The following is a 24,955-nucleotide window of genomic DNA, read 5'->3' as shown; positions in this document are numbered from 1 at the left end:
TGCGTTATGCGGCCAACACTAACGTCATTGTCGGCAGAGCCCCAGAGGTGCACGAGGTCCCAGTCTACTCGAAGGCTAGAGTCAGGCTGTTCAAAGAGATGCTACCCGCAGACCCGAAAGTGTGGCCATAGCGCCACGCGGGGCGGGTTAAGCTGGATGAATGCTCCCGTTCAGCCGCCTTGTTTCCGCGCGTTTTCCCCTTCTTGTGGCGGCTGCCGCAGCCGGCCTGGCGTTGACATCCTGCTCACCGGTAGTCGACGTCACGCCCGCGAAGGACGCCGCGAACGCTGCCTGCGCACCCATGATGCTGGCCCTTCCCGATGCCATTGGCGACGCCAAGCTGCGCAAGACCAATGCCCAGGCGACGGCGGCCTGGGGAGACCCGTCCCTGGTGATCCTGCGCTGCGGTGTCAACGTTCCGGGCCCCACGACGGACCGCTGCGTGAGCGTCAACGGCGTCGATTGGGTCATCAAAGAAGGCAACCCGGTGTGGACGCTGACGACGTTCGGCCGCGAACCGGCCACAGAGATCCTCATGGATCCCGACAAGATCAGCTCGGCTACCGTACTGGCGGATCTCTCCCCGGCGGCGCTGAAGATTAAGGCCACCCGGAACTGCGTCGGCCAAGAGGACCTGCAGAACCTGCCGACCAGCAAGTAAGGGACCCGGCGCCGTGACGCCGGGCCCGGCGCCAGTGCCCCGCGGGGCCTAGCGCAGCCCCGTCTTGCGGTACAGCGCGAGGTAGATCAGCTCGTCGATCAGTTCCGCATAGCCCAGGCCAGTGGCCTTCCACATCTGCGGGTACATGCTCTTGGGCGTGAACCCGGGCATCGTGTTGATCTCATTGATGATGAGCTCGCCCTCAGGCGTGTAGAAGAAGTCGACCCGGCTCAGTCCTTCGGCGCCGACAGCATCGAAGGCGACGGCGGCCAGTTCCCGTACCCGGGCGATTGCCTCGTCGGGAAGGTCGGCCGGGCAGCTGAGCGCGGCGGCGTCGTCCACATATTTGGCGTTGAAGTCATAGAACTCGTGTCCGCCGCCCGCCACGGAAATCTCGCCCGGCATGGACGTCCGGGGAGCATCGGTCCCCCGGCCTTCCAGCACGGCGCATTCAATCTCGCGGCCCGTGATGCCGGCCTCGATGACCAGTTTGGGGTCGTGCTCGCGGGCAGCCTCGATCGCGGCGTCCAGGCCCTCAAGCGAATCCACCTTGGAGATGCCCATGGAGGACCCCGCCCGGGCCGGCTTGACGAACACGGGGAAGCCGAGCTGGTCCACGCGTTTGCGGACGGTCTCGGGATCCGTGAGCCACTGCCGGTCGGTCACGGCGATGTACGGCCCCACGTGCAGCCCGGCCGACTCAAAGACCACCTTCATGAAGTGCTTGTCCATGCCGACGGCTGACGCCAGCACGCCGGCGCCCACGTAGCGGGTGTCGGAGAGTTCCAGGAGGCCCTGAATGGTCCCGTCCTCGCCGAACGGCCCGTGCAGGAGCGGGAAAACGACGTCGACGGCGCCGAGTTCCTGCGGAACCGCGTTCGGGGAGGCGACGATCAACTGGTGCTCGCCGCCGATCTCGGCCAGCGCCACGGTCTGCGTCGACGGCGCCACTTCAGGCAGCGACGTCGCCGAGAGCGACCATTCGTTGGTGTCGCCGGAGGCCAAGACCCACTGGCCGGTCTTGGCGATCCCGATGGGGATGACGTCGTACTTGTCCTTGTCGATCGCACCGAGGACGCCGGCGGCTGTCACGCAGCTGACGGCGTGCTCGCTGGAGCGGCCGCCGAAGAGCACCGCGACGCGGGGTTTGGACTGGCCTGTGCGGGCTTCTGTGGTCATGTTGTTCTCTGACACTCTCAGTAATCGCCTTCGGGTTTCAGGTCCCGGGACAGCAGCAGCGGACCCAGTTCGTCTACGGACAGTTTTCCGGCCAGGACGGCGACGACGGCTGCCGTGATCGGCATGTCGACGCCGAGCTTTCCGGCAAGTTCGTGGACCGCCTGGCTGGACTTGATGCCTTCCGCGGTCTGCTTCATCTCGGCCGTGACCTGATCGAGCGTCAGTCCCTTGCCAAGCAGCCGGCCGGCGGTGTGGTTTCGGGACAGCGGGGAGGAGCAGGTGGCCACGAGATCGCCCAGGCCGGCGAGCCCGGCCATGGTCCGGGCCTCGCCGCCCAGGGCAAGGGTCAGCCGGGAGGTCTCCGCCAGGCCGCGGGTGATCACCGAGGCCTTGGTGTTGTCCCCCATTTTCTTGCCTTCGCAGATTCCCACGGCCAGGGCAATGATGTTCTTGACGATTCCGCCGATTTCGACGCCGACCACATCAGTGGTGGTGTAAGGGCGGAAGTAGGGCGCGGTGCAGCTGCGGGCAATCCAGCCTGCCGTGATCGGATCCGTGCAGGCCACAACGGACGCAGTCGGCTCGTCCCGGGCGATCTCCATGGCCAGGTTGGGCCCGGAAACCACGGCGACGCGGTTGGCGGGCAGGTCCAGCTCCGCGCAGATGACCTCGCTCATGCGGGCATCGGTGTGGAGCTCAAGGCCCTTCATCAGGGATACGACGACGGCGCCCGGCGTCAGGTGCTTCTTCCAGGCCCGCAGCTGCGGGCGGAGGGTCTGCGCCGGAACGGCCAGGATCACGAGTTCCGCACCGGCCAGAACCGCGGCGACGTCCGTGGACGCCGTGATGCTGGACGGAAGCTTGATGTCCTTCAGGTACTGCTCATTGACGTGCAGTGCGTTGATCTGGTCGACGACTTCCGGACGTCGGCCCCAGAGTCGGATGCTGCGCTCGACTCCGGAGGCGGTGGCGGCGTCGGCGACCACTTTAGCGAAGGTGGTCCCCCATGAGCCCGCCCCCAGGACAGCCACGGTGGTGGCGGAATCCGTTTCCCGGAAGGCCGGCGCCGGAAGATCCGCCGTCACTGATTCCGCGGTCATGTGGTGACGTCCGGGTCAATGCGGCCGTGGGTGGGCTGGTTGTGCGCTGCCGGGTCCCAGCGCTCTGCCGGCGGCTGTTCGCCGCGCAGCCCGGCCAGGAGGCCGGTTATCGCGTTCATGATGACGTTCGTGGCGGCGGTGAGCGTCGCCCGGTCCAGCGGGCGGCCTTCGAAGGCGCTCAGGTCCACGGGATCCCCTACTACCAGGCGGGACGTCTTGCGCGGGAAGAGGTACAAACGCTTGGCGTAGCGGGGCAGGACCTCTTGGGCACCCCAATGGGCCATAGGCACCACGGGGATGCCACTCTCCAGCGCCATGCGCGCGGCGCCGGTGTGGCCCTTCATCGGCCACAGGTCAGGATCCCGGGTCAGGGTCCCTTCCGGGTAGATGATGATCGCCCCGCCCTCGTCCACGATCTCCTTGGCGAGTTGCAGCGAGCGGTTCGCTCCCGCCGTCGTGCGTTCCACCGGGATCTGCTTGGTGGACCGCAGGATCGCCCCCAGAACCGGAACCTTGAAGAGGCTGGCTTTGGCGAGGAAGTGCGGCATCCGCTTCTGGTTGTAGAGCATGTGCCCCACTACCAGCGGGTCGATCTCCGTGCAGTGGTTGGGGGCGGCGATGAAGCCCCCGGCGGGCAGCTTTTCCAGGCCTTCCCATTTCTTGCGCATCAGCAGATTCATCACCGGCCGGACGATCCCGGCGACTGTCACAAATGTGGCGTGGCTCTTGGCCGTTTCCTTCACAGGGCCCCCGCTACTTGGCCGACGTGATGTCGAAATCGGCGCCGAGGCCCGCAAGCTTCTCGGTGAAGCGCTCGTAGCCGCGGTTGATGATGTCAATGCCTGTGACGCGGGAGGTGCCGGTGGCGGCCAGTGCGGCGATCAGGTGGCTGAACCCGCCGCGCAGGTCCGGCACGTCGATGTCGGTGCCCTTGAGCTGCGCCGGTCCGGAGATCACGGCGGAGTGCAGGAAGTTGCGCTGGCCGAAGCGGCACGGCACGCTGCCGAGGCACTCGCGGTGCACCTGGATGTTGGCGCCCATGCGGATGAGGGCCTCGGTGAAGCCGAAGCGGTTCTCATACACGGTTTCGTGCACGATCGAGACGCCCTCGGCCTGGGTCAGGGCGACGATGAGGGGCTGCTGCCAGTCGGTCATGAAGCCCGGGTGAACGTCCGTTTCGAGGACCAGCGGGTTGAGCTTGCCGCCGCGGTGGTAGAAGCGGATGCCGTCGTCGCCGATGTCCATGCCGCCGCCGACCTTGCGGTAGGTGTTCAGGAACGTCATCATGTCGCGCTGCGTGGCGCCTTCAACAAAGATGTCGCCGCGGGTGACCAAGGCCGCGGAAGCCCAGGAGGCCGATTCGTTGCGGTCGGAGAGGGCGCGGTGGTTGTAGCCGCCGAGGTCCTGGACGCCTTCGATCCGGATGGTCCGGTCAGTCTGGACGCTGATGATCGCGCCCATCTTCTGCAGCACCGCGATGAGGTCCACGATTTCCGGCTCGGTGGCCGCTCCGGAGAGTTCGGTGATGCCCTCGGCGCGCGTGGCGCTCAGCAGGACCTGCTCGGTGGCGCCGACGGACGGGTACGGCAGGGCAATTTTGGCACCCTTGAGGCCGTTCGGGGCGGAGATGTGGATGCCGCCGGGGCGCTTCTCCACCACGGCGCCGAACTGGCGCAGGACATTCAAGTGGTAGTCGATCGGACGGTCGCCGATCTTGCAGCCGCCCAGGTCCGGGATGAAGGCCTCGCCGATGGCGTGGATCAGCGGCCCGCACAGCAGGATCGGGATGCGCGAATCGCCGGCGTGGGCGTCGATCGCCGTGCTGGAGGCGGTCTTGGCACCCTTCGGGTCAAGCGTCAGATCACCGGTGACGGGGTCCTTATCAACCCTGACGCCATGGAGTTGGAGCAGGCTCGTGACAACCTCGACGTCCTTGATTTCCGGGACGTTGCGCAACACCGATGGTTCATTGCCCAGCAGGGCAGCCACCATGGCTTTGGGGACAAGATTCTTGGCCCCGCGAACGGTGACGCGGCCAGTTAGCGGGACGCCTCCGCGGATTGTCAGAACACTACTCATATACCGGTTTCCTCACGACTACTCGCCCCCAAATCCTTACAAAGGCTCCAGCTAAGCATAGGAGTATCCGTTACCGATCCGAAATACGGAGCCCTTCGGCGGGGCGCGCGGCGGGTGTTTGTGCGGATGTCCAGCCCCGACGAACACGAAAGAAAACGAATGCCGCCGTCGAGTCTTAGGACTCGACGGCGGCACATCATCACCGGACTCAGCGGCCGGCGGCGTCCCGAAGTCCGGAGCCCCGGAGCCGGGGGCACTGCCCCGGGGTCCTAGGACAACCGGGCGGGCAGCGTCTTGGGCTTGAAGGAGGGCCGGGTGGCCTCGTACGCGGTGATGTCTTCTTCGTGTTGAAGGGTCAGCCCGATGTCGTCCAGGCCTTCCAGAAGGCGCCAGCGCGTGTAGTCATCAATCTCGAACGGCGCCACAATGTTGCCGCACTGCACGGTCTTGGAGACGAGGTCCACCGTGACCTCGGTGCCGGGGGCGTTCTCGAGCTCCTTCCAGATGAGTTCGATGTCGTCCTGGGCCAGCTCGGCGGCGAGCAGGCCCTGCTTGCCCGAGTTGCCGCGGAAGATATCGGCGAAACGGGAGGAGAGCACGGTCTTGAAGCCGTAGTCCTTGAGCGCCCAGACGGCGTGCTCACGGGACGAGCCGGTGCCGAAGTCGGGGCCGGCCACCAGGACGGATCCTGCGTTGAACGGCGCCTGGTTCAGGATGAACGACGGGTCCTTGCGCCAGGCGGCGAAGAGCGCGTCCTCGAAGCCGGTGCGGGTGATGCGCTTGAGGTACACGGCGGGGATGATCTGGTCCGTGTCGACGTTGCTCTGGCGCAGCGGGACACCGATTCCGGTGTGGGTGGTGAACTTTTCCATGGCGGATCCTTCTCAGGCTGTATGGATCGAGGCTGGGTGGATCTGGGCTTCAGGGCCGGGTTTGCGGCCTGCGCTTCAGATCCGGGGAGGGGCTAGGCGACGCCGGTTCGGAGCGCCGCGGACTCCGCAGCGGGGTCCAGATCCGAGGGCGAGCTCAGCGTGCCGCGCACCGCCGTCGCCGCCGCCACTGCGGGCGAGACGAGGTGGGTCCGGCCGCCCTTGCCCTGGCGTCCTTCGAAGTTGCGGTTGGATGTGGAGGCGCACCGCTCGCCCACTTCCAGCTGGTCCGGGTTCATGCCCAGGCACATCGAGCAGCCGGCGAACCGCCATTCGGCGCCGAAGTCCTTGAAGACCTTGTCCAGGCCCTCGGCCTCGGCTTCCAGGCGTACCCGGGCCGAGCCCGGAACAACGAGCATGCGGATGTTGGGGTCCTTGGTGCGGCCGCGGATGATGTCCGCTGCGGCACGGAGGTCTTCCATCCGGGAGTTGGTGCAGGAGCCCAGGAATACCGTATCCACGCGGATGTCCTTCATCGGCGTGCCGGCCTCGAGCCCCATGTACTGCAGGGCGCGTTCGGCGGCGGCCTTGGCGTTTTCGTCGCCGAAGTCATTCGGCGAGGGCACCTTCGCGGACAGGGACACGCCCTGGCCCGGGTTGGTCCCCCACGTCACGAACGGTTCCAGAGTGTCGGCGTCGAGGTCCACCTCGACGTCGAACACCGCGCCGTCGTCAGTGCTCAGCGTGTTCCAGTATTCGACGGCTGCGTCCCACTCTGCGCCCTGGGGCGCGTGCGGGCGGCCATACATGTAGTCGTACGTGGTCTGGTCCGGAGCCACCAGCCCGGCGCGGGCGCCTGCCTCGATGGACATGTTGCAGATGGTCATCCGGGCTTCCATGGACAGGGCCCGGATGGCGGAGCCGCGGTACTCAAGCACATAGCCCTGGCCTCCGCCGGTGCCGATCTTCGCGATGACGGCCAGGATGACGTCCTTGGCGCTCACCCCGGGGCGCAACGTGCCCTCGACATTGATGGCCATGGTCTTGAACGGCTTCAGCGACAGTGTCTGGGTGGCCATGACGTGCTCCACCTCGGAGGTGCCGATGCCCATGGCGAGCGCCCCGAAGGCGCCGTGCGTTGAGGTGTGCGAGTCGCCGCAAACCACGGTCATGCCCGGCTGCGTGAGGCCCAGCTGGGGACCCACCACGTGCACGATGCCCTGCTCGGCGTCGCCGAGGGAGTGCAGGCGGACGCCGAACTCCTGGCAGTTGTTGCGCAGGGTCTGGATCTGGGTCCGGCTGGTGAGGTCGGCAATTGGCTTGTCGATGTCCAGCGTGGGAGTGTTGTGGTCCTCGGTGGCGATGGTGAGGTCCGGGCGGCGCAGCTTGCGGCCGGCGAGCCGCAGGCCTTCAAATGCCTGCGGCGACGTAACCTCATGCACCAGATGGAGGTCGATGAAAAGGAGGTCCGGCTGGGCGTTGGCTCCTTCGCCGTCCCCCTTGCGCACCACGTGCGCGTCCCAGACTTTCTCGGCCAGTGTCTTTGCCACGGCCTTCTCCCTTCACTGCGGTGATTAATGTGCGTTCCTGCGGGCTGTTGCTTCCACTGAACCAGCACAGCCAAGTAATACGCCAGCGCATTGACTTGCATCTCAGATAATGAGACGTCAATATCATTACATGGACAATTCTAGTGGAGTCGGTGTCATCGATAAAGCGGCCCATGTGCTTGACGCACTTGAGGCCGGCCCCACCACCTTGGCGCAGCTGGTTGCTGCGACCGGGCTGGCACGGCCTACCGTGCACCGGCTGGCCCTCGCCCTGGTGCACCACCGGCTCGTGAGCCGCGACATCCAGGGCCGGTTTGTCCTGGGCAGCCGCCTGGTGGAACTGGCCTCCGCCGCCGGCGAAGACCGTCTCATCGCCTCCGCCGGGCCCGTGCTCATGCAACTGCGCGACGCCACCGGCGAGAGCGCCCAGATCTTCCGGCGCCAGGGTGACTGGCGCGTTTGCGTGGCCTCCGCCGAGCGGCCGATCGGCTTGCGCGACACCATCCCCGTCGGCACCCAGTTGTCCATGAAGGCCGGCTCCGCCGCCCAGGTGCTGCTGGCGTGGGAAGATCACGACCGCCTGCTGGAAGGCCTCCAGTCCGCCCGCTTCACCCCCACCGTTCTGGCCGGAGTACGACGCCGGGGCTGGGGGCAGAGCCTCGGCGAACGCGAGCCTGGTGTCGCCTCCGTTTCGGCCCCGGTCCGCGGACCGTCCGGCCGCGTGATTGCCGCCGTCTCCATTTCCGGTCCAATCGAGCGCCTGACCCGCCAGCCGGGACGGCTGCACGCCGAAGTGGTCTGCAACGCCGGCCGTGTCCTCACGGAAGCGCTCCGCAAGACCAACGACTAAGTATGCTGTGCCCATGAAAAGCTATGCGGTGTTCCTGCGGGGCATCAACGTGGGCGGTATCAACATCAAAATGGCCGACCTCAAGAACGCGCTCAAGTCCCGTCCCTTTGCCGGCGTCAAGACCTTGCTGGCCAGCGGCAACGTGGTGCTGGCCAGCGAGCTGGACCAGGCCGGCGTCAAACAGGAATTCGAGGCGTGCCTGCGGGAGACCTTCGGCTATGACGCCTGGGTGGTGGTGCTGACGGCGGACCGGGTGACGGCCCTCGTGGAGGCCTGCCCCTACCCGGCCGACGACGCATCCACCCACACCTACCTGACCCTCGCCTCCGATACCGGCGTGCTCGCAGAACTCTTCGAGTCGGGCCGTGCCCTGGACGGGACCGAGCTCACGCAGCTGGGTCCGGAAGCGCTGGCGTGGCTCGCCCCCACCGGCGGAACCCTGGACAGTCCTTTCAGCAAGCTCTCCTCGAAGGCCAAGTACAAGGCCGCCACCACCACCCGGAATCTTCGGACCATGGTGAAAGTCCGCGACGCCGCGGCCGGGTTGTAGCCGGCCGGGGCGGAGCCCGCAGGCAGGCCGGCCGGACCGGAGCCCGCAGCCCCTGCCGCAGGGCCTTGAGCCTGCAACCGTCACCCACGGGCGACTCCACGGGCGACTGTCTTCAGTTGCGCGTTGAACGACTCCAGGCGGCGGACCTCAAGCTATCCGGGCCACAACGGGCTCCACCAAACCGCCGCGCTACACCGGGAGATCTACGAAACCGTTGCCTCGGCGGACATAGCCCCAATGGCCTGATTCCTTGTCACCCTGCATCGGTTGCTCCGTAGCCGCCCTTTTGACCCGCCAGAAGGGCAGTTACGGAGCAATCGACGGGATGAGTGGGGGTTCCGGGGTAAACGGGGGTTCCCGGGCGGCCATCAGGGAAAAGCAAAACGGCCCCGGGCTGATGCCCGGGACCGCTTCCATTGTGACCCCAGCGGGATTCGAACCCGCGTTACCGCCGTGAGAGGGCAGCGTACTAGGCCGCTATACGATGGGGCCGCGTACTTCCAGAACAGCATTTCTGCCATTCAAGCCAAATGATTGTTTCATACACTTGGCCGCTGTTTCAAATCGGCTCAGCCGATTCAAAACTTCCGAATATTCGCGGAAATCCGAGAATTTTCAGAGCTGGGATACCAGGACTCGAACCTAGAATGACGGTACCAGAAACCGTAGTGTTGCCAATTACACCATATCCCAATGGCACTTTCGGACCGGATGTTTGGGCCTAAACCCTCGCTCCCGGCGCCTCAGCACGAGTAATTACTTTACCCGAGAGTTTTCACTTGCACAAATCGGGGATCCGGCGCCGGGGCGAACGGCCCCCTCCGCCCCGAACGGGACGGCCCCAGCCGGAAAACCCGGGCCCACCCTTGCCAATCCGGCGGAAACAAGTTTACGCTCGGTAAGTTACCAACGAGTAACCACCCCTCCCCCACTCTGCTGCGGGCAGCTTTGCGACTATTTTCCAGTGTTAGCTGCATCACAGCTTCCGGGGTGGCCGGTGGCAGAGCAGCTGCCGGCGAGACCGTCGAGAGGATTCATCTGTGTCACAGAGTCGTGCCGCCGCCAGTCAGACCCGCGCCCGGACCCGCGGGCAGCAAATTGCCATCGCCATCCTGGCGCTGCTGCTCATTGCCGTACTGGGGTTCTATACCCTCGTCACGGGACGCATCACGGACGGGTCGGCCAAGCTCAAGGACGGCGCCGGCCAGGCCTCGGCCGGGGCTGATCAGTTGAAAGACGGGGCCGGTAAGCTCGCCAACGGCGCCAGCCTGGCCGATGCCGGGGCTGGCAAACTTTCCGCGGGGGCGGAAAAGGTCTACTCGGGCATCAGCAGCCAGCTCGCCCCGGGGGCGGACAAGCTCCAGGCCGGCGCCGGGGAACTGGCCGAAGGCGCCGTCAAGATCGAGACGGACGTCAACGGCAAGCTCGCCCCCGGCGTCTACAAGGTCGATGACGGTGCGCAGAAGCTCGCGGCAGGGGCCGTGCAGCTGTCCGCCGCCCTGACCCCGACGCCGGCAGGCAACGCAGAGAACAACCTCGCCGACGGCGCCACCCAGCTCGACGGGGGCGCCGCCCAGCTTGCCGGGGGCACCGCCGCACTCGCCGCAGGAACGGACCAGCTCAAGGGCTACCGCGGTGCCAACGGCAATCCCGAAGCCGGAACCGGAACCGCTGCCTTGGCTCAGGCGCTGGAACTCCTGCAGGCCGCTGCCAACGACCCTGTCCAGGGCCTTGTTCCTCTGTCCGTCGTGAAAGACAAGATCGCCAAGATCACCGCAGGCGCACGCAAGCTGGATGCCGGCGCCACCCAGCTGCAGGCCGGCGCGCAGCGGCTGCAGGACGGCGCGGGCCAATTGCATGCGGGGACGGGAAAGCTCACGGCCGGTTTCGCCACGCTGGCCGGCAAGCTCAACAGCCAGGACCCGGCCAACCCGGGCGTGGTGCTGGGCACCCGGCTCCTGGCCGACGGCACCTCCAAGATCCGTGTTGGGATGGACGGGGTTCCCGGCGATCCCGAGCACCCGGGTCTGCTCAAGGCCGCCGCCCGGATGACCGACGGCACCGTTGCCCTGAACGCCGGCATCAAGGGAACTCCGGGCGATCCGGCCAACCCCGGCCTGCTCAACGGCTCTCAGGCGCTGGCATCAGGGGCCTCCGAACTCTCGGCCGGGAACACCAAGCTGGCCGACGGCTCCTCACGGCTTGCCACGGGCGCGGACAAGCTCGCCGACGGGAACGCCCGGATCGCTGACGGCACCGGCACGCTCTATTCCGGTGCCGCAGCGGTGTCTCCCGGCACTGTGCTCAGGCAGTCCGACGCCGCGATGGCGCTAGGACTCGTCGGGGTGCTTGGGCTGGGTTCCGTGGGCGCCTTCCTGACACTGCGGCGGAAGCAGACAGCGGCGCAGGCCTCCTAGCGCGTGCCGGCGACCTTGGCAGTGCCGGCCGACGTCCTCGACGCGGAGACGTACCCAGCCTTGGAACCAGTGACTTTCACCGTCAGCGTTCGGCCCTGGTCAGCGGAGCCAGGCTTGTACGAAGCCCCGGTTGCTCCGCCAATGGCCTTTTGCGAGCGATACCACTGGTAGCTCAGCGTCACCGGGCCGGGGCCCCAGGTGCCGGGCATCGCGGTGATCGTGGTGCCCACCTTGGCGGTGCCCGGGATCGTCGGCACCGGTGCGCTGAGCGGAATGGCGACTACACCTGCGGCATTCCAATAGCCGGCCAGATAGGAGCTCCCCAGGTACTGGATACCGTCCCGGGAGAAGTGGGTGGTATCGCCAGCATTGACGCCGCCGGTCTTGGACTGCGCCAGTGCGGTGTAGGGCACACGCGCCGGGGTCTCCTGGTGGCTCGTGTCGACATTGCTCCGGCCCGGCACGGCTGCAATGCCCTCAGGTGCCATGCGGCCCAGCACAAAGGGCAGCGTGGGCGCAGCGAGTTTTGTCCGGAAGAACCCAATCAACTCATCCAGCTTCGCGCCGTATGCCGCGGCGGACATCGTCGAATTGTTTTCGCCTTGATGCCAGAGAATGCCCTTGACCTCCACCACGTAGCCGGCGGCCCTCGCGGCCCCCATTCCCTCGAGAGTCTGCGTGACCGCCAGGCCCGGGAGATCGAAAGCCGGTGCCGTCGCTGCACCAACAGACCACGTGAGGGTAGCCGGCGCACTTGTGAATCCGGTGCGGCCGTGCGCTGCGGGAATGATGAGGACCCCAACATTAGCGGGTTGGGTTTCCAAGTATTCGCGGGCCATCGTTGTAGCGGGCGAGATCCCGGTCGCAGTGTCGTGCATGTCCAGGGGGACCGTCGCGGCCCGAAAGGTGCGCACTTTTGCGCCGTACTGGAAGATCCGCGGGTCCGCCGCATCGGCCGCTTCGCCGATCGGCAGGCCGCGGCCGGACATGTTCGACTGCCCTGCCGCCAGGAACACATGCAGAATCTTGGTGGACGTCCCCGCGTGCGCGGGAACCACCCCCGCCAGCATCAATCCGGCAACCGCCAGGCCAATCACTAGCCCCCGATAGTATCTGGCCATAGCTTTATACACGGATCCCCCATCCGTCGTTGGGCGAAGCCGCCCGTGCCACTAAAGAACTTGCATTCGAAGGGAATACTACAGCGTCTTTAGTAAAACCTGCGCAAATCCTTGGGAGATTCCGGGGAGAGAATGCGGCGGAAAGGCGCCGTCATAGGGCGGAGGCCTAGGGAACCGGCTACGCCAGCAGGTCCAGCAGGGAGCTGACCTGGCGTCCGAGGAAGCCCGGGGCCGGCTCCCCGCCGCGGTTCAGCCAGACGCCGAGGAGGCCTGCCGCCGTCGAACCTTCAGCGTCGAGTAGCCGGTTGTCGCCGATGTACAGCGTTTCGCCCGGGCCGGTGCCGATGCGGCGGACACCCTCGAGATATATGGTGGGGTCCGGCTTGGCGGCACCGACGGTATCGGTCCCCACCAGGACGGCAATCCGTGCCAGCCCGGCCGCGTCCAGCTTCACGCGCTGGTAGTCGTGGACGTTGTTGCTGACGGCCCCGTAGGGAATGCCGGCGGCGTCCAAGGCATCCAGCAGCGGTCCGACGTCGTCAAACGCCCGGACGTAGCCGTGCTGGCGGCTTGCGTAGGACGTCACCCAGTGGTGGGCTTGCTCGCCGTCTTCCAGTTCGACGCCGAAGTGCTCCAGCGCCGCCCGGCCGCGGAGCAGCCGTTGCTCGTTGAACGTCAACTCACCGGCCAGGTAACGGTCGTAGAAATGGGTGGTCTCGTGGGTGAAGATCCGCCCGAACCTCACCCACCCGGCCTCATCGAGGCCGGGCAGGAGATGCTCACTGACGTCACGCAGAGCGGTCGTCATGGCGAATTCGAGGTCCACCAGGGTGTCATCGATGTCGAACAGAACCCCACGGACAGCGCCGGCGCCCAGACCCGCCGCCAGGATCGCGGGGCCCGGCGTGCGGCCGGCCATGGTCTCGTTCACAGTCTCGTTCACAGTCCCGGATCCGGGCGCGGTGTCCATCGGCGGAACGTCAGCCGCGGAAGGCGCGGAGGCGGGCCAGGGAGGAGTCCTTGCCCAGGATGACCATGGATTCGAACAACGGCGGGGAGATCCGGCGGCCGGAGACGGCCGTGCGGACGGGCCCGAACGCCAGGCGCGGCTTGACGCCGAGGCCTTCCACGAGGGCCTCCTTGAGGGCGGTCTGGATGTTCTCGGCCGTCCAGTCGGCAACGGGCTCCAGCGCGGCCAGGGCGGCGTCGAGGACTTCGGTGAGGTTCTCCGGCAGGCCCTTGCGGGCGTCGTCGGCGACGTCGATCGCGTCGTCGGCCTTGAACAGGAACGCGATCATCTCCGGCGCTTCGCCCAGCAGCGAGATGCGTTCCTGGATCAGCGGCGCGGCCTCGGCCAGGACTTCCTCCTCGCGGGCGGTGAGGGTCTCCCCCACGAATCCGGCGGCCTGCAGGTAGGGCACCAGCCGGCCCCGGAAGTCCTCCGGGTCAAGCATGCGGATGTGGGTGCCGTTGATTGCTTCGGCCTTCTTGATGTCGAAGCGGGCCGGGTTGGCCAGGACGTCGTTGACGTCGAAGTTCTCGATCAGCTGGTCCACGGTGAAAATGTCCTCGTCGGCGGAGAGGCTCCAGCCGAGCAGGGAGAGGTAGTTCAGCAGGCCCTCGGGGATGAAGCCGCGGTCCCGGAGCAGGAACAGGTTGGACTGCGGGTCGCGCTTGGAGAGCTTCTTGTTGCCCTCGCCCATGACGTACGGCAGGTGGGCGAAGACCGGCATGTAGCTTGCGACGCCGATGTCCATCAGCGCCTTGATCAGCACCACCTGGCGGGGCGTGGAGGAGAGCAGGTCCTCGCCGCGGAGCACGTGGGTGATGCCCATGAGCGCGTCGTCTACGGGGTTGACCAGCGTGTAGAGCGGGGAGCCGTCGGCGCGGACAATGACGTAGTCCGGGATGCTGCCGGCCTTGAACGTGATCTCGCCGCGGACCATGTCGTTGAAGGTGATGTCTTCATCGGGCATGCGGACGCGCAGCACGGGCTGGCGGCCCTCGGCCTTGAACGCGGCGAGCTGCTCGTCGGTGAGTTCGCGGTCAAAGTTGTCGTAGCCGAGCTTGGGGTCGCGGCCGGCGGCACGGTGGCGGGCTTCGACTTCCTCCGGTGAGGAGTAGCACTCGTAGGCGTAGCCGGCGTCGATCAGCTTGGCTACGACGTCCTTGTACAGGTCCAGCCGCTGCGACTGGCGGTAGGGCTCGTGCGGGCCGCCGACCTCCACGCCTTCTTCCCAGGTGATGCCCAGCCACTTGAGGGCCTCCAGCAACTGCTGGTAGCTCTCCTCCGAGTCGCGCGCCGCGTCCGTGTCCTCGATCCGGAACACGAACGTGCCCTTGGTGTGCCGGGCGTGGGCCCAGTTGAAGAGGGCGGTGCGGATCAGGCCTACGTGCGGGGTGCCCGTGGGTGACGGGCAGAACCGGACACGGACCGGGGTGTCAGTGGTGACTTCACCGGTGGAGGCAGCAAGCGGGGCGGAGCTGGAGACGGCGTCGGACGCGGAAGCAGTAGTCATAGTGGTACCAACATTACCAATCTCTACCGCGGCCGCTTGTCCGGAATACCGCCACGAAAACGGACAGCCGCACCGTGGATCCACGGTGCGGCTGTCCGAAATCGGCGCGAAAAACGCTTAGCGGCGCACCACAGGGTTGGAGAGGCGTCCGATGCCCTCGATCTCGACCTCAAAACGGTCCCCGGCCTGCACCGCGCCGACGCCGGCCGGGGTGCCTGTCATGATGACGTCGCCGGGCAGGAGGGTGAAGGCCTGCGAGACGATGGAGACGAGTTCCCGGACGCCGCGGATCATCTGGTTGGTGCTGCCGTCCTGGCGCAGTTCGCCGTTGAGCCGGCCCTGGATCTGCAGGTCCTCGGTGTCGAGTTCGGTCTCGATCCACGGTCCCAGCGGCGCCGAGGTGTCGAAGCCCTTGGCCCTGGCCCACTGCAGGTCCGTCTTCTGGACGTCGCGCGCGGTGAGGTCGTTGCCGCAGGTGTAGCCGAAGATCACGTCGTCCACCCGGTCCTCGGGTACGTCCTTGCAGATCCGGCCGATCACGACGCACAGCTCGGCCTCGAAGGACACGTCCTCGGAGAACTCCGGCAGCACAATGGGATCGTTGGGCCCGATCACGGAGGTGTTGGGCTTGAGGAACAGCAGGGGCTGCTGCGGGACCTCGTTGCCCAGCTCACGGGCATGTTCCGCGAAGTTGCGGCCCACGCCGATGACCTTGCTGCGCGGAATGATCGGCGCCAGGAGGCGGACGTCTTCCAGCTTGTGCTTCATGGGGGTTCGTTCCACGCCGTGGAAGAAGGGGTCGCCCTTGATGACAGTGACTTCCTCACTGCCGGGCTCGCCTTCCACGATGCCGTAGAGGGGATCAGAATCAACTACAAACCGGGCGATACGCATGGTTCCAAGCGTACCGTCCCCGGCGGGCGCCCCTCCCCCAACTGGCTCGCACTTGGGGCCGTTATGAGCGCTGAAAACGGCTTCTACTGCGAGTTAGTTGGGTGGGTGCGCAGGTAGTCCAGCTGCGCAGCGACCGAAAGCTCCGCGGCGCGGCGGACGGAAGGATCGACGTCGGCGTACACGGCGTCCGTGACGGCGCGGACATCGGCGTCAGCGCCGACGCCGGCGCCCAGGGCCACGAGCGCGGCCCGGACCTGCTTGAGTCTGCCCTGCCGGTGGTCCCGGTAGGCGCGGGCGACGGCGTCGAGCGCCGGGAGTACGGGGCCGTGGGCCGGCAGCACTGTGGCGGGTCCGAGGCGTTCCAGCTTGTCCAGCGAGTCGAGGTAGTCGCGGAGCGTGCCGTCGGGGTAATCCAGCACGGTGGTTCCAGAGCCCAGGATCGTGTCCCCGGTCAGCACCGAGCCGTGCGGGCCGTCCTGCGGCAGGTGGAAGCACAGCGAATCCGAGGAGTGGCCCGGCGTCGCCAGGACCCTGATCTCCACCCCGGCGGCATGGAGCGTTTCGCCGTCCTGCAGCGGGAGCGCGCCGTGGCAGTGGGCGGGATCCGCGGCCCGTACCGGCGCGCCCGTGAGCTCGGAAAACCTCGCGGCGGCCGCTGTGTGGTCCGCGTGCCGGTGCGTGATCAGGATGAGCTCGATCCGGCCCTCCCCGGCCAGCGCCTTCAGGTGCGGTTCGTCGAGGGGCCCGGGGTCGACGGCGACGCTGGCCGCCGCCGGGGCGCCGATGAGATAGGAGTTGGTTCCGGCCAGGCTCATGGGCCCGGGGTTCGGGGCGAGCCGGAACCGGGTCAGCTCGCTGCTGCGGACAATGCCGGCGGAGGTCTCGGAAGTCACGGTCCCATCCTCGCACTTCCTCCAGAAGGCCTTAGACGAGCAAGAGGGTCGCGATGATGAGCGGCAGGAGCCCTTCTGCGATGGCGCTGCCCCAAAGCCGCCGCTCGGACAGAAACAAAATGAGGCCGAGAACCACATGGCTCGTACAAATGAACAACAGGAGCGCCTGGCCGGCTGCGGCATCGGCTCCCCCGAGCATGATGGCCCCCGCGATGGCACCGATCCCCCAGATCACGTTGTAGAAGCCGAGATTCAACGTCCCCAGCCAGGCGGCCTGGACGTCGTCCGGTTCGGCGACGAATAGCCGCTCCAGACGCTGGTCGCGGATGAAGAACGACTCGGCTACACCGACGACGATCAGCAGGCCCCCGAAGACCACGCCCAGAACCTGGATAAGCCCGGTCATCTGCTCATTGTGCACCCGCGGCTCCAGCCTCGAACAGGGCCGATTGGACAGGTTACGCCGTACTTCAGCGCATTTTTCACCAAAATCTCAGACGCCGACGGCGGCCCCCACCGAAAGGTGCGGGCCGCCGTCGAGAGTCACAATGTTTGTCCTACATGCTGCGCCTGGATTTTGTACCTAGGCGAGGCGGGTCAGCCAGCCGTGAGTGTCCTCCACGGTGCCGGTCTGGATGCCGAGCAGCTGGGCGCGGATGGCCATGGTGGTCTCTCCCGCCTTTGCGTCTTCGGAGCCGATGAACTCGGTGGCATCCTTGAGCACGCCGATGGGGGTGATGACGGCGGCGGTGCCGCAGGCGAAGACCTCGGCGATCTCGCCGGAGGCAACCCCGTCGCGCCACTCATCCAGGGTGATCTTGCGTTCGGTGACTTCGCGGCCCATGTCCCGGGCCACCTGGATCACGGAGGACCGCGTCACGCCCTCCAGGATGGTGCCGGACAGCGCGGGGGTGACGAGCGAGCCGTCCTTCATGACGAAGAAGACGTTCATGCCGCCGAGTTCCTCGACCGCGTTGTCATTGAACTGGTCCAGGAAGAGGACCTGCTTGCAGCCGTGGGCCTCGGCTTCCTGCTGGGCGATCAGCGAGGCGGCGTAGTTGCCGCCGCACTTGGCGGCGCCCGTTCCGCCGCGGCCGGCGCGGGCGTATTCACGCGAGATCCAGATGGAGACGGGTTTGAGCTCGCCGCCGAAGTAGTTGCCGGCCGGGGAGGCGATCACGCGGAAGGAGACCTCGCGCGCTGCCCGGACGCCCAGGAAGGCCTCCGTGGCGATCATGAACGGCCGCAGGTACAGGGCCTCGCCGTCGCCGGACGGGACCCAGTCCTTGTCCGCCGCGACGAGTTCGCGGATGGCGCCGAGGAAGTACTCCTCCGGCAGCTCCGGGAGCGCCAGGCGCCGGGCGGACTTGTTCAGGCGGGCGGCGTTGGCCTCGGGGCGGAACGTCCAGATCGAGCCGTCAGCGTGCCGGTAGGCCTTGAGTCCCTCGAAGATCTCCTGGCCGTAGTGCAGCACCGCGGCGGAGGGGTCCAGGGAAATGGGACCGTAGGGCTCAATTCGCGCGTCATGCCAGCCGCCGTTGCCCTCGGCGTCGACGCTGTAGTCGACAACCGCGGTGTGGTCGGTGAAATAGTCGCCAAATCCCGGGTTCGCCAGGATGGCTGCACGCTCTTCAGCAGACTTCGGGTTCTCCGACAGGTGCTGGGTGAATTCGACGCCATGGGCAGTCTGAGTCATGGTTCCTCCACGATCGGCTGCCTGGTGTGGGAACGTGGTTCACCGTCGGACCACGGCAGCATTTTGGTGATTCGAAACTAGCTTACGCCCGTTGGCAGTACCGGTTCTGCGCTGCCTGCAGTGCAGCGAGTGCGGCCGGGGGGCTACAGCGCCGCCGCGATGGCGTCGCCCACCTCGCTGGTGGTGCGGACGGCGCCGTCGCGGGCCTCGACGTCGGCGGTGACGGCCGCCTCGATCTTCCGGGCGGCGCCAGCGAACCCAAGGTGGTCGAGAAGGAGCGCGGCGGAGAGGATCGCGGCGGTGGGGTCGGCTTTCTGCTGGCCGGCGATGTCCGGGGCGGAGCCGTGGACCGGTTCGAACATCGACGGGGCGGTGCGGTCCATGTTGATGTTGCCGGAGGCTGCCAGGCCGATCCCGCCGGTCACGGCTGCCGCGAGGTCGGTGATGATGTCTCCGAACAGGTTGTCGGTGACGATCACGTCGAAGCGGGCCGGATCGGTGACCATGAAGATCGTGGCGGCGTCGACATGGAGATAGTCGTGGGTGACCTCGGGGAACTCCTGGGCCACGGCCTCGACCGTGCGCTTCCAGAGCTGGCCGGCGAAGACCAGGACGTTGTGCTTGTGCACCAGGGTGAGCTTCTTGCGGGGACGGTCGTTGGCCCGGCGGAAGGCGTCGCGGACCACGCGCTCCACGCCGTGGGCGGTGTTCAGCGAGACCTCGGTGGCGACCTCGTGCGGCGTGCCGGCGCGCAGCGTGCCGCCGTTGCCCACGTAGGGGCCTTCGGTGCCTTCGCGGACCACGATGAAGTCGATCTCGCCGGGGTTGGCGAGCGGGCTGCCGACGCCGGCGTAGAGGCGGGAAGGCCGCAGGTTGACGAAGTGGTCCAGGCTGAAACGCAGCTTCAGCAGGAGCTCGCGCTCGATGATGCCGGAGGGGATCCGGGTGTCGCCGGGGGCTGCGCCGACGGCGCCGAACAGGATGGCGTCGCGGGTGCGGAGGTCCTCGAGGGTGGCTGCGGGCAGGGTCTCCCCCGTCTCCAGCCAGTGCTCCGCGCCCAGCTTGTAGTGGGTCTGCCGGAGCACGATCCCCTCGGCGGCCGCGGCCTTCTCGAGAACCTTCAGGGCTTCGGCGGTGACCTCGGGGCCGATGCCGTCGCCCGGGATGACTGCCAGATCAATCGTGGATGCGCTCATAATTTCAGGGTAGCCAAGGGATCCACATTCTGGTCAAGTCGTCTCACTATTCAAACACCCCCGCCGACGCACCCTCACGTCCTGCAGGAAGAAGCGAAACGCTCCCGCTCCTCCACGGCGGAGGTGCGGGAGCGTCACCCGAAACGCCGCAAGTCTGCGGGAGCGTCCGGAGGTGTGCAGGCTCAGGCGTCGGCGGGTTCCTCGTACTTCGGGAACACCGGGGCCGGAGCGGGCAGCTGGGTGCCGGCGGCGATCGGCGTGCCGAGGGCCGCGAACTGGCGCACCTCGCCCTCGGGCTGGCCGAGCGTGTCCAGGATGGCCGCCGTCGCCGTCGGCATGACCGGCTGGGCCAGGATGGACACGATCCGCAGCACCTCAAGCGTCACGTACAGGACCGTGTTCATGCGCTCGACGTCGGTCTTGCGCAGCACCCACGGGGCCTGTTCGGCGAAGTAGGCGTTCGTGTCGCCCAGGACAGCCCAGATGGCTTCCAGCGCGCGGCTGAACTCCTGCTTCTCGAACGCGGCCCGGACGGTGTCCAGCAGGGCGTTGGCCTGGTCCAGCAGCGCGGTGTCGTCGGCGGAGAAGCCGCCCGGCGCCGGCACGCGGCCCTCGCAGTTCTTGGCCACCATGGACAGCGACCGCTGGGCCAGGTTGCCGAAGTTGTTGGCCAGGTCCGAGTTCATCCGTCCCACGATGGCCTCGTGGTTGTAGTTGCCGTCCGCCCCGAACGGTACCTCGCGCAGGAAGAAGAACCGCACCTGGTCCAGCCCGTACTGCGCGACGAAGTCCGCCGGCGCCACCACGTTGCCGAGGGACTTGGACATCTTGACGCCGTTGTTGTGCAGGAAGCCGTGGATCATGATGCGCTTGGGCAGCTCCAGCCCGGCGCTCATGAGGAAGGCCGGCCAGTAGATGGCGTGGAACCGGGAAATGTCCTTGCCGATCACGTGGACATCGGCCGGCCAGTACTTCTTGAAGGATTCCGATTCGGTGTCGGGGTAGCCGACGCCGGTGAGGTAGTTGGTGAGGGCGTCGACCCACACGTACATGACGTGGGTGTCGTTGCCGGGCACCGGAACGCCCCAGTCGAACGTCGTGCGGCTGATGGACAGGTCCTCCAGGCCGCGCTTGACGAAGCTGATGACCTCGTTGAACCGTGACTGCGGGGCGCCGAATTCCGGGTGCGCCTCGTAGAGCGCCAGCAGCTTGTCCTGGTAGGCCGAGAGCCGGAAGAAGTAGCTCTCCTCGGCCGTCCACGTCACAGCGGTATCGGTTTCGCGGGAGTAGCGGAGTCCGTCATCTTTGAGAACGGTCTCGTCCTCGCCGTAGTAGGCCTCGTCGCGGACCGAGTACCAGCCTTCGTACTTGGACAGGTAGATGTCCCCGTTGGCTTCCATCTTCTTCCAGATGGCCTGCGATGCCGCGTAGTGGTCGGCGTCGGTGGTGCGGATGAAGCGGTCGTAGGAGATCCCCAGGGCGGCGTGGGCCGCCTTGTAGATCTCGGCGTTCCGGTCCACCAGCTCCTTGGGCGTGACGCCTTCCTTCTCGGCGGCCTGGGCGATCTTCATGCCGTGCTCGTCCGTTCCGGTCAGGAAGAAGACGTCGAACCCGTCCAGTCGCTTGAAGCGGGCCATCGCATCGGTGGCGATGTACTCGTACGCGTGGCCGATATGCGGCACCCCGTTGGGGTACGTGATGGCCGTGGTGATGTAGAACGGGGTTTTTTCAGAAGAAGTCACGGTCTAAATCTAGATCAGTTCGGTCAGGGTATCGCTCTGGCGGACCAGTTCGTGGTCATGTGAAGCCACCAGCACGGCAATGCCGTCGGACGTCGTGTCCTTGAGGATGCTGATGATGCGGTTAGCCGCGGCACGGTCCAGGCTGGCCGTCGGCTCGTCGACCACCAGGACCCGGGTGCCGAGGATGAGGGCGCGGGCGATCGCCACGCGCTGGCGCTCACCGCCGGAGAGCTGCGCCGGGCGGTGGCGCATGCGCCGGCCCAGGCCCACGAGGTCCAGGAGGTCCTTGGCCATGTCACGGCGCTTCTCCACCTCGCCATCCGGCACGGCCGGCAGCAGGACGTTTTCGAGTGCGCTCATCCCGTCGATCAGGGCGCCGCCCTGGTCGACATAGCCGATCAGGGCCCGGCGGCGGTCGGCGATCTCGTCGTCGCCCATGGTCTCGAGCGAGTCGCCTTCCCAGAACACCCGGCCCGACGTCGGCAGGGTCAGGCCCGCGCCGACGGTCAGGATGCTGGTCTTGCCGGAGCCGGAGCGGCCGGCGACGCAGTGCATCTCGCCGGCGTGCAGCGTCATGTTGAAGTCGTCCACGACGTTGACGGGCTCGGCACCGCCCTTGCCGCCGCCGTAGTGGATGGTGATGTTGCTCAGTTCCAGCGGGGTGGCGTGGTCCGTGGCCTTCACGATCGTGTTGGCGCGGGTCTTGTGCGCACCGCGACGGGTGCTGGCGGTCATCCGGTCGTGTGCCTCCCGGTCGAGGTTCAGCTCGTTAGTCATTGGACCACTTTCGTTGCAATCGGAATCCAGCAAAGTACAGCCACGAGGCCGGCGAGAGCGGCCCACAGTGCGGCATAGGGGGCGAGGAGGAGGCCGATGCCGAGGGCGCCCACAATACCCAGCGGCAACGCGACGGTTCCCACCATGGCATTTTCGAAGAAACGGACCTGGCCCAGCATGTCCGGGTTCCAGCCCATGGCCCGCAGAGTGCCGAGGTACTGGCGCTTGGCCTGCAGTTCGAACCGCCCGGTGACCATGGTCAGGACCAGGCCGACGGCCACGCCGGACAAGGCCAGGATGATGCTTGGGAGCGCGATGCTGGCCGCGGCCAGCCCGCCCAGCGCACTGGCGCCGGCGGCCCGGGGAATGTCGATCAGCAGGGCGACCAGTCCGCCTACGGCGGCGGCGAAAACACCGACGGCAACAGCCAGCGCGATGGTGTTGAACTTGTTGGTGCTCAGCTGCCGGTTGGCGAAGGTCAGCGGGGAATCAATCGCCATGAGCCGCTCATCGTGCTGCGGTTCCTGGTCCACTTCCTCGCGGTGGCGCAGCTGCTGCGCGGCGAAGAAGGCTGCGCCCACGTACAACGCCAGGACCGAGGCCGAGACGATCGCGGTGGCCGCAGTCCAGGTGATCAGGCTGAGGGCGATCCCGACGACGGCCAGCAGGCCCGCGCCGACGCCGAATTCGGCCAGCACCCAGGAACGGATCCTGCGCTGCGTCCAGCCCATGGCACGCAGGGTACCGGCCTCGCTGCGCCGTTTGCGGACGTAGCTGACGGTGGAGGCACCCGTTAGCAGGGCGGCACCGCACAGGGTCAGGAACAGCAGGGTCAGGTTCGTGGTGGTCAGGGAGCCGGAGACGGCGTCCGCGGCGTTCTGGCGGACCCACGACTGCTGTACGGTGCCCAGCGGCGATTCCTTGCCGGCGTCGTCCTTGGAGTAGCCGGGAACGGCGATGCTGGCGTCTTCGCGGGCGGAACCGGCCACGACGGTGGCTTCCAGGCCCATGTCGCGGATCTCGTTGGCGAGCTTCTCGATGTCGGGCTGCGCCTGCTTCCAGCTGCCGGGGACCTTGGCCCGGACGCGGACGGCGTCGATCACGTTGGCGTTAGTGTCGTATCCGCGGGCGGCGGCGAGGCCGTAGTAGTCGGTGATGGCGCCAGCGGACTGGCTGACCAGGCCTGTGGCGCTCAGGGACGGCTTGAGTTCGGTGCTGGTCTGGTTGCCGGCCGCGTCCTTCGTCAGGGTGAACGGCGCGGGGTCGTAGCCGCCCAGGGGCAGCCGGTTGACGTCGCCGGCAGCTTCCTTGACCGCCGAAGGGTCGAACGTGCCGTAGACCATGGCCAGCGGAGTGGCGAGCTTCTTGCCGGTCTCGAGGTTGTCCCGGTAGGAGCGCTCGTCGACGGGATCGCGCTGGGTCTGGTCGACGGCGGCGCCGTTGGCGGCCTTGTCCGGGAGCCGGTTCACGGTGACCCAGTCGCCGGGCGTGGCGCTCTTGTTCGCCGCGCCGTTGGCGGCGGTTTCACCGTCTTTGTACTTGGGGGCCGCGGCGAAGTTGGTGGTCCAGGTGGCCGGGTCGTAGAGGCCCTGGCTGAAGGCTGCGGTGTCGCCCATGAGCTGGGTGAGGTCCTTGGACCCGGGCCAGGCGAGGGCGAACGGGGACTTGGAGACGAACGGGAGGTAGTCCTTGTCCAGCGAGCGGGTCACGGTGCCGACGTCCTTGGTGACGTTGCCGGAGTCGTCGATTTCCTCGATCTTGACCGAGTACTTCAGGTCCAGGGCGGTGCCGGTGCGCACGATCAGCGGAATCGCCTGCGAATCGGCGGTGAGCTGGCCGTCGCGCTTGGCCTGCTGGTACTGGGTCATCAGCGGGGCCCAGTACTTGAGCTTGACGCCGAGGAAGTCGGGGCCTTCCTTGAGCTCGTCCATGCTGATGCCGTTGGTGAAGAGGCTCTCGAAGTGGCGGCCGATCGCGCCGGCGTTGCGGGCATCCGCGGGCGGGGCCTTCTCCAGCGGAGCCAGGAAGTCACCGGCCGTGCCGAGCAGGGCGCGTTCGGAGACGGGGTCGACGGCGACCACGGACTCGGTCACCTGCGGCGCCATGGGCAGGGAGACGGAGAGGTTGAAGAGGTTGTGCTCGGAGCCGCCGGCGGGGGTGGGGAATTTGATCCCGGTTTCGCCGGCCGGGCCCTGAATGCGGACGTTCTTGCCGCCGGCCACCTGCTCTTCGACCAGCTTGGCCTTGCCGAGGGTTCCTTCGGCCGTGGTCTTGAAGAGGGTCTGGTCGGAGTGGCCGTCGGAGCTGACGGCGCTGGCGGTGAGGCGGTATTTCTTCGGGGTGTCGCTCAGGACAGATTCCGCGGCCGGCCATTTGCTCGGGTCCGTGGCGGTCGGGTCGCCGGCCGTGCCGGCGAGGCCCGCGTTGAAGCCGAGGTAGTCGGTGGCGTCCAGCCGGGGCGCCTCGAGGTTCTGGGTGACGCGGGAGACCAGGCTGATGGGCGCGGCCACCGACGTGCCGGAGAGCTTCCGGATCGCGTCCAGCTGGTCGAAGCTGATGCCGCCCTGCCCGGTGGCGATGTCCGGCTGCATCAGGCCGCCGTTGTCACCGGCCTTGGCCTGGACCAGGACGTCGTAGAGCCCCCGGGAGTTTTGGTCCACGGTCCTGCTCAGCGCCGCCTGGGACTGACCCTGGACGAGGACTGACAGGCACATGGCCACGATCAAAATGGACGCGGTCAGCAGAAGCACTCTGCTTCTGATGAACCTCTGGACGGCGTTCATTGGGCTCCTGAAAGCTGGATTGCGTGCGCACGCCGCAGTTCATTTCCTGCGGAATTGAAGGCGTCCCGTGCCGGGCGTG

Annotated in this window: 21 protein-coding genes and 2 tRNA genes; 4 read left to right on the top strand and 19 right to left on the bottom strand. The window is 67.0% G+C overall.

Going from position 1 to position 24,955, the window contains the following annotated elements:
• The first annotated feature begins 160 nt into the window (after nt 1–160).
• Nucleotides 161–661, top strand: coding sequence for a DUF3515 family protein (locus ACVWZ7_RS18465; protein WP_116766562.1), 501 nt, complete (start codon nt 161–163; stop codon nt 659–661).
• Between the two features lie 48 nt (nt 662–709).
• Here ACVWZ7_RS18465 and ACVWZ7_RS18460 read toward each other — a convergent pair whose 3' ends face one another.
• From ACVWZ7_RS18460 to leuC, 6 genes are all read right to left on the bottom strand, one after another.
• On the bottom strand, nt 710–1,840 hold the full coding sequence (locus ACVWZ7_RS18460) for a D-alanine--D-alanine ligase family protein (RefSeq protein WP_456508687.1): 1,131 nt from the start codon (nt 1,838–1,840) through the stop codon (nt 710–712).
• A gap of 17 nt (nt 1,841–1,857) precedes the next feature.
• Nucleotides 1,858–2,940, bottom strand: coding sequence for an NAD(P)H-dependent glycerol-3-phosphate dehydrogenase (locus ACVWZ7_RS18455; protein ID WP_344365476.1), 1,083 nt, complete (start codon nt 2,938–2,940; stop codon nt 1,858–1,860).
• A complete protein-coding gene (locus ACVWZ7_RS18450; RefSeq protein ID WP_344365474.1) occupies nt 2,937–3,683 on the bottom strand; it encodes a lysophospholipid acyltransferase family protein in 747 nt (248 codons plus the stop codon). Before ACVWZ7_RS18450 ends, ACVWZ7_RS18455 begins: the two co-directional genes overlap by 4 nt.
• 10 nt (nt 3,684–3,693) lie before the next feature.
• Entirely contained in the window at nt 3,694–5,019 is a 1,326-nt protein-coding gene (gene murA, locus ACVWZ7_RS18445) for a UDP-N-acetylglucosamine 1-carboxyvinyltransferase (RefSeq protein ID WP_091253277.1), read from the bottom strand.
• Between the two features lie 269 nt (nt 5,020–5,288).
• On the bottom strand, nt 5,289–5,891 hold the full coding sequence (gene leuD / locus ACVWZ7_RS18440; RefSeq protein ID WP_456508686.1) for a 3-isopropylmalate dehydratase small subunit: 603 nt from the start codon (nt 5,889–5,891) through the stop codon (nt 5,289–5,291).
• A gap of 92 nt (nt 5,892–5,983) precedes the next feature.
• The gene (gene leuC / locus ACVWZ7_RS18435) at nt 5,984–7,438 is read right to left on the bottom strand and encodes a 3-isopropylmalate dehydratase large subunit (RefSeq protein WP_456508685.1); all 1,455 of its coding nucleotides are present in this window, start codon (nt 7,436–7,438) and stop codon (nt 5,984–5,986) included.
• A gap of 130 nt (nt 7,439–7,568) precedes the next feature.
• Between leuC and ACVWZ7_RS18430 the strand changes: the two genes are divergently transcribed.
• Both ACVWZ7_RS18430 and ACVWZ7_RS18425 read left to right on the top strand, forming a co-directional pair.
• Nucleotides 7,569–8,288 (top strand): IclR family transcriptional regulator, encoded by a 720-nt coding sequence (locus ACVWZ7_RS18430; RefSeq protein WP_026266447.1) that lies wholly within the window; start codon nt 7,569–7,571, stop codon nt 8,286–8,288.
• 13 nt (nt 8,289–8,301) lie between these two features.
• A complete protein-coding gene (locus tag ACVWZ7_RS18425) occupies nt 8,302–8,838 on the top strand; it encodes a DUF1697 domain-containing protein (RefSeq protein WP_456508684.1) in 537 nt (178 codons plus the stop codon).
• Between the two features lie 419 nt (nt 8,839–9,257).
• Here the strand turns inward: ACVWZ7_RS18425 and ACVWZ7_RS18420 are convergent.
• A tRNA-Glu gene (locus ACVWZ7_RS18420) sits at nt 9,258–9,330 on the bottom strand.
• A 129-nt stretch (nt 9,331–9,459) separates the two neighbouring features.
• A tRNA-Gln gene (locus ACVWZ7_RS18415) sits at nt 9,460–9,531 on the bottom strand.
• A 347-nt stretch (nt 9,532–9,878) separates the two neighbouring features.
• Between ACVWZ7_RS18415 and ACVWZ7_RS18410 the strand changes: the two genes are divergently transcribed.
• Entirely contained in the window at nt 9,879–11,255 is a 1,377-nt protein-coding gene (locus ACVWZ7_RS18410; RefSeq protein ID WP_456508683.1) for a hypothetical protein, read from the top strand.
• On the opposite strand, the gene ACVWZ7_RS18405 is transcribed toward ACVWZ7_RS18410, so the two are convergent.
• From ACVWZ7_RS18405 to ACVWZ7_RS18355, 11 genes are all read right to left on the bottom strand, one after another.
• Nucleotides 11,252–12,376 (bottom strand): sialate O-acetylesterase, encoded by a 1,125-nt coding sequence (locus ACVWZ7_RS18405; RefSeq protein WP_456508682.1) that lies wholly within the window; start codon nt 12,374–12,376, stop codon nt 11,252–11,254. The two genes, ACVWZ7_RS18410 and ACVWZ7_RS18405, sit on opposite strands and share 4 nt — an antisense overlap.
• A gap of 178 nt (nt 12,377–12,554) precedes the next feature.
• On the bottom strand, nt 12,555–13,295 hold the full coding sequence (locus tag ACVWZ7_RS18400) for an HAD family hydrolase (RefSeq protein ID WP_456509147.1): 741 nt from the start codon (nt 13,293–13,295) through the stop codon (nt 12,555–12,557).
• A gap of 61 nt (nt 13,296–13,356) precedes the next feature.
• Nucleotides 13,357–14,895 carry a glutamate--tRNA ligase gene (gene gltX, locus ACVWZ7_RS18395; RefSeq protein ID WP_456508681.1) on the bottom strand — a complete coding sequence of 513 codons (1,539 nt, stop codon included), beginning with the start codon at nt 14,893–14,895 and terminating at the stop codon, nt 13,357–13,359.
• 117 nt (nt 14,896–15,012) lie between these two features.
• Complete coding sequence (locus ACVWZ7_RS18390; RefSeq protein ID WP_116766554.1) at nt 15,013–15,789, bottom strand: fumarylacetoacetate hydrolase family protein; 777 nt, start codon at nt 15,787–15,789, stop codon at nt 15,013–15,015.
• Between the two features lie 83 nt (nt 15,790–15,872).
• Nucleotides 15,873–16,682 carry an MBL fold metallo-hydrolase gene (locus ACVWZ7_RS18385; protein WP_456508680.1) on the bottom strand — a complete coding sequence of 270 codons (810 nt, stop codon included), beginning with the start codon at nt 16,680–16,682 and terminating at the stop codon, nt 15,873–15,875.
• 31 nt (nt 16,683–16,713) lie between these two features.
• Nucleotides 16,714–17,088 carry a DUF1304 family protein gene (locus ACVWZ7_RS18380; protein ID WP_133247500.1) on the bottom strand — a complete coding sequence of 125 codons (375 nt, stop codon included), beginning with the start codon at nt 17,086–17,088 and terminating at the stop codon, nt 16,714–16,716.
• Nucleotides 17,089–17,265: 177 nt separating this feature from the next.
• Complete coding sequence (locus tag ACVWZ7_RS18375; RefSeq protein ID WP_344365414.1) at nt 17,266–18,378, bottom strand: branched-chain amino acid aminotransferase; 1,113 nt, start codon at nt 18,376–18,378, stop codon at nt 17,266–17,268.
• A 143-nt stretch (nt 18,379–18,521) separates the two neighbouring features.
• On the bottom strand, nt 18,522–19,574 hold the full coding sequence (locus tag ACVWZ7_RS18370) for a 3-isopropylmalate dehydrogenase (protein WP_344365412.1): 1,053 nt from the start codon (nt 19,572–19,574) through the stop codon (nt 18,522–18,524).
• 182 nt (nt 19,575–19,756) lie between these two features.
• Nucleotides 19,757–21,316: a methionine--tRNA ligase gene (metG, locus tag ACVWZ7_RS18365; protein WP_456508679.1), complete on the bottom strand. Its 1,560-nt coding sequence runs from the start codon at nt 21,314–21,316 to the stop codon at nt 19,757–19,759.
• A gap of 9 nt (nt 21,317–21,325) precedes the next feature.
• Nucleotides 21,326–22,093 carry an ABC transporter ATP-binding protein gene (locus ACVWZ7_RS18360; protein WP_371129565.1) on the bottom strand — a complete coding sequence of 256 codons (768 nt, stop codon included), beginning with the start codon at nt 22,091–22,093 and terminating at the stop codon, nt 21,326–21,328.
• On the bottom strand, nt 22,090–24,876 hold the full coding sequence (locus ACVWZ7_RS18355; protein WP_456508678.1) for an ABC transporter permease: 2,787 nt from the start codon (nt 24,874–24,876) through the stop codon (nt 22,090–22,092). Before ACVWZ7_RS18355 ends, ACVWZ7_RS18360 begins: the two co-directional genes overlap by 4 nt.
• Between the last annotated feature and the right edge of the window lie 79 nt (nt 24,877–24,955).

The sequence above is a fragment of the Arthrobacter sp. TE12232 genome, from assembly GCF_054062615.1.
Note: the sequence above shows the minus strand (reverse complement) of the source record. Positions and strands in the feature narration are given on the sequence as shown.

Bases quoted from the DNA above. Each gene is read 5' to 3' on its own strand.
- ACVWZ7_RS18460 (WP_456508687.1), bottom strand. From the start codon at position 1,840: ATGACCACAGAAGCCCGCACAGGCCAGTCCAAACCCCGCGTCGCGGTG.
- murA (WP_091253277.1), bottom strand. From the start codon at position 5,019: ATGAGTAGTGTTCTGACAATCCGCGGAGGCGTCCCGCTAACTGGCCGC.
- ACVWZ7_RS18360 (WP_371129565.1), bottom strand. From the start codon at position 22,093: ATGACTAACGAGCTGAACCTCGACCGGGAGGCACACGACCGGATGACC.
- ACVWZ7_RS18405 (WP_456508682.1), bottom strand. From the start codon at position 12,376: ATGGCCAGATACTATCGGGGGCTAGTGATTGGCCTGGCGGTTGCCGGA.
- ACVWZ7_RS18355 (WP_456508678.1), bottom strand. From the start codon at position 24,876: ATGAACGCCGTCCAGAGGTTCATCAGAAGCAGAGTGCTTCTGCTGACC.
- ACVWZ7_RS18380 (WP_133247500.1), bottom strand. From the start codon at position 17,088: ATGACCGGGCTTATCCAGGTTCTGGGCGTGGTCTTCGGGGGCCTGCTG.
- ACVWZ7_RS18370 (WP_344365412.1), bottom strand. From the start codon at position 19,574: ATGAGCGCATCCACGATTGATCTGGCAGTCATCCCGGGCGACGGCATC.
- ACVWZ7_RS18400 (WP_456509147.1), bottom strand. From the start codon at position 13,295: ATGGCCGGCCGCACGCCGGGCCCCGCGATCCTGGCGGCGGGTCTGGGC.
- gltX (WP_456508681.1), bottom strand. From the start codon at position 14,895: ATGACTACTGCTTCCGCGTCCGACGCCGTCTCCAGCTCCGCCCCGCTT.
- ACVWZ7_RS18455 (WP_344365476.1), bottom strand. From the start codon at position 2,940: ATGACCGCGGAATCAGTGACGGCGGATCTTCCGGCGCCGGCCTTCCGG.
- ACVWZ7_RS18430 (WP_026266447.1), top strand. From the start codon at position 7,569: ATGGACAATTCTAGTGGAGTCGGTGTCATCGATAAAGCGGCCCATGTG.
- ACVWZ7_RS18465 (WP_116766562.1), top strand. From the start codon at position 161: ATGCTCCCGTTCAGCCGCCTTGTTTCCGCGCGTTTTCCCCTTCTTGTG.
- leuD (WP_456508686.1), bottom strand. From the start codon at position 5,891: ATGGAAAAGTTCACCACCCACACCGGAATCGGTGTCCCGCTGCGCCAG.
- ACVWZ7_RS18390 (WP_116766554.1), bottom strand. From the start codon at position 15,789: ATGCGTATCGCCCGGTTTGTAGTTGATTCTGATCCCCTCTACGGCATC.
- ACVWZ7_RS18375 (WP_344365414.1), bottom strand. From the start codon at position 18,378: ATGACTCAGACTGCCCATGGCGTCGAATTCACCCAGCACCTGTCGGAG.
- ACVWZ7_RS18425 (WP_456508684.1), top strand. From the start codon at position 8,302: ATGAAAAGCTATGCGGTGTTCCTGCGGGGCATCAACGTGGGCGGTATC.